This window comes from Anabaena sp. WFMT, from assembly GCF_051781005.1.
In the GTDB taxonomy this organism is placed as follows: domain Bacteria; phylum Cyanobacteriota; class Cyanobacteriia; order Cyanobacteriales; family Nostocaceae; genus Anabaena.
The window spans coordinates 1-5,371 of the sequence record NZ_JBPWOA010000007.1 but is presented as its reverse complement, the minus strand read 5'-3'; the positions used below and the strand labels follow the sequence as shown (position 1 = coordinate 5,371).

Genomic DNA, 5,371 nt, shown 5'->3' with positions numbered 1-5,371 from the left:
TATGACTTGAACCATAACCTGGGCTAAGTTGTGAACCATAAAATGAGCCATAAGTAACGACAAAATAGGCCTTACGGGAAAAAGCGAAATAAAACTTTGCAACAAATAATGAACCAAAGTAGATTTTCTGCACCATAATATGAACATGAGTTGAAAAAACCCCAGTGGACAAAATCCCGACAAACAACCAGCTTTTAGCAGCACAAATTTCAACTTTCGTCCAAAGATATGATTCAAAATAACCAAGATATGCTTCACTTCCCCCGTAATCAGTAATATAGACTTGTGTAGTCAAACCCCAAAACTGTCTTTAGATATAGGGTTTTAGGAAGAGTCAAGAAAAAAAGAAACCCAAACACACACCTATCATCTTCTAGTTCCATGAACTCCTCTGAATTTGACCAATGGTGTTACCAACAGCAACTAACGGCACAAACCAAAGACCTAATTGCCACAATCAGGTCAGCCCCACCCTCACGCCGTGTACAAGGACGCGCCAAAAACGTCAGCGGAGTTTACCCCAGCCGGAAAATGGGTCAAACCATCCAATTTGAAAGCCACACCGTAGAACTGTGGGCAATCTACCAAATGGAACACGAAGAGGAAGTATTAGAGTTTTACGACCAGCCACCCCCCTTCAAAATCCAGTACCACAACAAAACAGGACGCAAAATAGGTCACTACCATACCCCAGACTTCTTCGTGTTGAGAACTGATGGTGCAGCCTGGGAAGAATGGAAAACCGAAACCGAACTCAAACGACTAGCCGAAAAATATCCTGGACGCTACCAAAAAACTGCCGACGGGAAATGGCACAGCCCACCGGGAACAGCCCATGCTGAATCTTATGGACTCAAATACCATATCCGCACCGATAGCGAACTGCATCCCATCTTCACCCAAAACCTCATCTTCCTAGAAGACTACCTGAGATTCAAAACCAACATCCCCCACACCATCACAGAACCAATACTCACCGCAGTCCAAGCCCAACCCGGAATCACCATAACCGCCACACTTGCCTCAATCCCCGGAGTCAGAGCCAACGACATCTACGCCATGATAGCCACAGAGCAACTCTACGTAGACCTGTATGCCGTACCCCTAGTAGAACACTGGCGAGTACAGCTATATCTAGACCAACAAACCCATCAAGCCTACACACATCTAGCCTTAACAACACAGCAACATCATCAACCAATACCCCCACCCACAGCACTCCTACCAAACACAACCCTGCTATGGGACTCTCAGCCCTGGACATTAGTAAATATTGGCGAAACCACCACCACACTCCTACCCGAAATTGGACAACCCATCCAACTACCAACAGCATATTTCCTGCAACTATTGGAAAGCGGCAGCATCAAAATCCAGAACTCAGAAAAACAAGCAACCATCAATGATGCAGTCCAGGCACTCATGGATGCCGCTTCTCCAACCGACCTCAGCCAAGCAAATCGCCGATTTCATCTAGTACAAGCCTATATCCAGCGCCACACAGACATCTACCTCGACATAGCTCCAAGCACCCTGAAACGATGGGTAAAACAGTTTCGAGAAGCCGAAGCCAGGTATGGTTGCGGTTATGTTGGTTTACTACCACGGGCAAAAAATCGAGGAAATCGTCACCCCAAAGCACCAAACCAATCAAGTGAATTACTCGATAAATTTATTACCGAACACTTTGAGACACCAAGGCAAGCACCAGCCGCTTCAGTATATAGATTATATGTCAGAGCTTGCAACGAATTAAATATACAACCCCTGAGTTCTCGTACCTTTTATCACCGCCTCAAACAGCGACCAATCCACGAACAAACCAAAAAACGTCAGGGAGCAAAAACCGCATACTCAACAGAACCAACAATCTTAGAACTAACCAAAGCCACACCCCGACATGGAGACAGACCCTTTGCCATCGTCCACATTGACCACACCCAACTCGACATCGAACTACGCTCCCAAGCTACAGGACGGAACTTAGGAAGACCTTGGCTGACATTACTCATTGATGCCTATTCCCGACGTATCCTCGCCCTTTATCTCACCTTTGACCCACCCAGTTACAGGTCTTGCATGATGGCACTACGGTCTTGTGTCCAGCGATTTGGTCGTTTTCCCCAAGCCGTAGTCGTAGATGGAGGCAAAGAATTTCATAGCCTCTACTTTGACACCCTACTAGCACGCTATCACTGCATCAAAAAAACCAGACCTGGTGGCAAACCGCGTTTTGGTTCAGTCATTGAACGATTATTTGGCACAACAAATACCGAGTTTGTTTACAACCTCTTGGGCAACACCCAAGCCAGCAAACAGCCAAGGCAACTTACTTCATCTGTTGACCCCAAACAACTTGCCGTGTGGACATTGGCAGATTTATATACCTACCTAACCGAGTGGGCTTACTCCATCTATGACAACTTAGATCATGATTCTTTGGGGACAACACCATTACAAGTTTATACCGACGGGTTGCTGATTGCAGGAGAACGAGAACACCGACACATTGCCTACAACGAAGACTTCCTCATGTCCACACGCCCCAGTACAGCCAAAGGAACGGCTTTAATCCAACCCGGACAGGGAATTAAAGTCAATTATCTCTATTACTGGAATGATGCTTTCCGCAATCCGGGAGTAGAAAAAACTAAAGTCCCCGTGCGTTATGACCCTTTTGATATGGGTGTAGCTTATGCCTACCTAGAGGGACGCTGGGTTAAATGTATCTCCCAGTATTACAGCACCTTTGTGGGACGCACAGAGAAAGAAGTGCTGTTAGCCGCAGAGGAAATCAGACAAAAGGACAAGCGTAATTCTCAGGGTACGAATATCTCAGCTAAACGCCTAGCAGATTTTATTGCCTCAGCGCAAGAACATGAAACCTTGCTACTGCAAAGATTACGGGATTTGGAAGCCAAAAGTGTACTGGAAAATTTAACGTCCCATTTTTATGAGGTATCGTCAGTCACCCAAGTTCAAGTTATACCAAAGTCCCCAATCAACAAGTCAAACGGTGAAGATGTCTCCAGAGTTCATAAAACTGAAAATATCCAAAAGTTGGATATCACAAAACTGCCTGTCTTTGAGGAATACAGATAATGGAGAACTTTTCTTTGGAGGCACAGTCCCAACTCAACCAATTCAAGGAATATGCGATATCTCATCCCCAGTTGGCGCAAGTAGATATGTTGCTCATGGGTGCGATTCGTGAACCTGCGGGGTTTGCTCATGTCCTAGTGTATGGACCGAGCGGGGTGGGAAAAACGACGATGATTCGCCAAATTACTAGACGGTTAAATGGGACTACTGTTGACCAGAATGGTTTTCGTGAAGCAGGCTATCGCAATGGTAATGGTTCTCCAATACCACTGTTACTGGTAGAAACACGACCTCCTGACGGCGGGGTGTTTAATCGGGCTGATTATTACCGCACGGCACTGAGGTTGTTGGGAGAACCATACTACGAGCGGCGAATGATGGTGGATATTGATGCCGAGCAGACTTGGGAGAAAAAGGGGCGTGGACGCAGTAAAACGACACAATTCAATGATTCTCCTGAACTACGTCAAGCTTTGGAAGAGGCGATGAGTAAACGTGGTGTCAAGGCTGTGATTTTGGATGAGGCACAGCATTTAATGAAGATTGGTAGTGGAGCTAGTGGTGGTAAGCTTTTAGACCAGTTGGATTGGATTAAGTCCATGACGAATGTGACTGGTGTGTTGCATATTCTCATTGGCACGTATGAACTTTTGAGTTTTCGCAATTTAAGTGGACAGGCATCACGCCGGGGGTTGGATATCCATTTTCCCCGTTATTTGTTTCAACATGAACCAGATAGGCAGGATTTTCAGGGAGTTTTACTGGCGCTGTTCAAGCAAGTTCCCCTTCAGCTTGATATTCCGGCTTTGATGCAGCATTGGTTTTATTTTTATGAGCGTTCTATTGGTTGTGTGGGTGTGTTGAAGGATTGGTTAATTCGGGCTGTGGCGGCGGCGTTGCATGATGGCTGTGATACGCTGACTTTGGAGCGGTTGCATGAACATACTCTTTCTCTTGCTCAGTGTGAACGGATGGCGATAGAGGCGACTGAGGGGGAACAAAAACTTTCTTACATGGAAAGTCGCCGTGAACATTTATGGCATTTGTTACAAATGGGGATGACTTCGACTTCGGTTCCTGGTGGGATTGTGGATTTATCGCCGGGGGGAAAGTCTACTGTTGCACCTGTTTCTACTGCTACCTCTAAATCTACTCGGAAAAAACGTTCTGAGAAGGAGACGGTACAGGCTAATACTCCTATTCCTACTTCAGAAGCAATAGCTGGTAGCCCAGAACCTAAGAAGAGGCAATCTCGGAAAAAGAAGGAATCTCCTGTGGCAGTTACGGAAGCTACACAGAACGTCCAAGAAATGACGCAGGATACTCAAACTTCTATGACTGAGGTAGCAGAGGTACAAACTCAGCCTCAGAAGAGACAAACTCGCTCTAAGAAGGAATCTCCTGTGGTAGTAGCGGAAACTACACAGAATTCTCAGGAAATGACACAGAATATATCCAGTTCTGTTACGGAGATAGCATTCGTGCAAACCCCACCCAAGAAGAGACAAACGCGCAAAAAGAAGAATACTGCTGTAGTTTCAGAGGAAATGCCACAATATACACCTAGTTCTGAGATTGAGGTAATATCTTTAACAACTGAGTCTGACAATGTTAAAGCAGTTCCTAAGAAAAATGGGCGTAGGAGTGTCGGACAACGCAAGCCACAACGAGATAAGGTTGGGGAGTAGGTATAAAATTTACAATGTTTTGTTCAATAGAGTGATGAATTGGTTAAGAGCTTTTTGGGTTGTTTTGTATCCTGGGGCTTGCTTACCTAATTTTAGTTCCTGTAATACTTGGTCATGTAAAGCTTCAAGTTCTTTCATGTTAGGCAGTGTCGGTGTATGCTCTTGAGCGATGTCAGGTTGTTGATCTTGATTCTTATTTTTCCGTGTAATACACGGAACGGGGTCTTCTTCTCCCCATGTATTACTTGGTAGGTTGTTACTTTTTACTATTTCTTCTAAATAATCTGCTCTTGTTATTCCTAAGCATTCAGCAGCTATGCCCAATGCTTTCCATGTGTCATCTGTTAGTCTCAATGAGCGGACTTGACGATAATCATCGTTTTTCAGGGTGAATTTCCCCTGGATATCCCGTTTCAGCATAACCCTTTCCATGTAATACACCGTTAGGTTAACAAATTTCTTCCGTGTATTACATGGAAAAAGAAATTTTCTACTCTCACTATCTTTGCGAATCATAAAATGGACATCTGCTTTGTGAAGCATAACGTGAGCTAAAAGCCCATTTTTTCGTTCAAGTCACA

Annotated in this window: 3 protein-coding genes and 1 pseudogene; 2 read left to right on the top strand and 2 right to left on the bottom strand. The window is 44.9% G+C overall.

Annotated elements, in window-relative coordinates:
• Positions 1–295: pseudogene (locus ACSQ6I_RS07045) on the bottom strand (hypothetical protein); the annotation flags it as partial.
• Between the two features lie 86 nt (positions 296–381).
• Between ACSQ6I_RS07045 and ACSQ6I_RS07040 the strand changes: the two are divergent.
• Together ACSQ6I_RS07040 and ACSQ6I_RS07035 are read left to right on the top strand one after the other, a co-directional pair.
• The gene (locus ACSQ6I_RS07040; protein ID WP_438889669.1) at positions 382–3,102 is read left to right on the top strand and encodes a TnsA endonuclease N-terminal domain-containing protein; all 2,721 of its coding nucleotides are present in this window, start codon (positions 382–384) and stop codon (positions 3,100–3,102) included.
• The gene (locus ACSQ6I_RS07035; protein WP_438889668.1) at positions 3,102–4,790 is read left to right on the top strand and encodes an AAA family ATPase; all 1,689 of its coding nucleotides are present in this window, start codon (positions 3,102–3,104) and stop codon (positions 4,788–4,790) included. The genes ACSQ6I_RS07040 and ACSQ6I_RS07035 overlap by 1 nt, the downstream gene beginning before the upstream one ends.
• 9 nt (positions 4,791–4,799) lie before the next feature.
• On the opposite strand, the gene ACSQ6I_RS07030 is transcribed toward ACSQ6I_RS07035, so the two are convergent.
• The gene (locus ACSQ6I_RS07030) at positions 4,800–5,210 is read right to left on the bottom strand and encodes a hypothetical protein (RefSeq protein WP_438889667.1); all 411 of its coding nucleotides are present in this window, start codon (positions 5,208–5,210) and stop codon (positions 4,800–4,802) included.
• Positions 5,211–5,371: the final 161 nt, after the last annotated feature.